The organism is Nguyenibacter vanlangensis, from assembly GCF_013376155.1.
GTDB classification, from domain to species: domain Bacteria; phylum Pseudomonadota; class Alphaproteobacteria; order Acetobacterales; family Acetobacteraceae; genus Gluconacetobacter; species Gluconacetobacter vanlangensis.
In genome coordinates this window covers 1-901 of record NZ_JABXXP010000940.1, presented here as the reverse complement: position 1 = coordinate 901, position 901 = coordinate 1, and the positions used below count along the sequence as shown (strand labels likewise).

Sequence of the window (901 nt, the reverse complement as noted above, 5' to 3'; positions counted from 1 at the left end):
CGTTCGATCCGCGGCTGCATGCGCTGCGAGGGCAGCAGGGGCAGATCGAATGCGCCGCCGTCTATCGCGCGCTGATGGCGGGGTCCCGGATCCGCGCCTCGCACCGCGTGGACGACGAACGCGTGCAGGACCCGTACTGCCTGCGCTGTCAGCCGCAGGTGATGGGCGCGGCGCTGGACAGCCTCCGCCACGCCGCGCGGGTGCTGCTGATCGAGGCCAATGCGGTGTCGGACAACCCGATTCATTTTCCGGGCAGCGACGAAATGGTGTCCGGCGGCAATTTCCATGCCGAACCCGTCGCGATCGCCGCCGACCTGATGGCCATCGCGATCGCCGAGATCGGGGCGATCGCCGAGCGGCGCATCGCGCTGCTGGTCGATGCGGGGATGAGCGGCCTGCCCGCCTTCCTGGTGCGTGAAAGCGGGCTGAATTCCGGCTTCATGATCGCCCAGGTCACGGCGGCGGCCCTGGCCTCCGAAAACAAGACGCTGGCCCATCCCGCCAGCGTGGACAGCCTGCCGACCTCCGCCAACCAGGAAGACCACGTTTCGATGGCCACCTTCGCGGCGCGGCGCGTGGGCGACATCAACGACAACGTGAAGACGATCATCGCCATCGAATATCTCGCCGCCGTGCAGGGGCTCGATTTCCTCGCCCCCCTGGCCTCGTCCGCGCCGCTGGCGGCCGCGGCCGCGACCCTGCGCGACGCGGTGCCGTTCTTCGCGCAGGACCGGCTGTTCACGCCCGATATCGAAACGGCACGGCGGCTGATCGCGTCCGGCGCCATGACGGACGCGGCGGCCAGGACCACGGCGCTGCCGGAATTCGGCGCCGCATGAGCGGGGACGGCCTGGCCTGGCTGCGCAGGGAATGGGGCGCGCGGCTGATCGTCAAGGGCGTC

The 901-nt window shown here is 70.1% G+C and carries 1 protein-coding gene; it reads left to right on the top strand.

Annotated elements, in window-relative coordinates; all coding sequences use genetic code 11:
• Nucleotides 1-839: aromatic amino acid lyase (locus HUK84_RS20315; RefSeq protein ID WP_176641811.1), on the top strand; the 839-nt coding region annotated here is incomplete at its 5' end.
• Between the last annotated feature and the right edge of the window lie 62 nt (nucleotides 840-901).